Consider the following 340-nt stretch of genomic DNA (forward strand, 5'->3'; position numbering starts at 1 on the left):
GCTCATTCGGCGGGACCGGCTCGTAGGGATCGACGCCGCCGGGCGCGAGATACCTGCTCTCGTCGCGGAGCGAGGTCTGGCGCTTCTGCGATTGGAGCCGTGCGAGGTAGGGCTGGAAGAGGTGTTCGTGGATCTGGTGGGCGCGAGCCGGGGTGACGCCTGATGAGCGCATTCGCGCGCTTCCTCGCCAAGGAGTTCACCGAGATCCGCCGAACGTGGCGCGGCCCCACCATTCTTGGGGTGCTGCTGTTCTTCGCGGTCATGAGTCCGCTCGCGGCGCTCGCCACGCCCGCTCTTCTGGCCTCGGTGACTGCGGGCCAGCCCGAGGTCGTCATCAAGC

The sequence above is a fragment of the Actinomycetota bacterium genome (assembly GCA_005774595.1).
Classification (GTDB): Bacteria; Actinomycetota; Coriobacteriia; order Anaerosomatales; family D1FN1-002; genus D1FN1-002.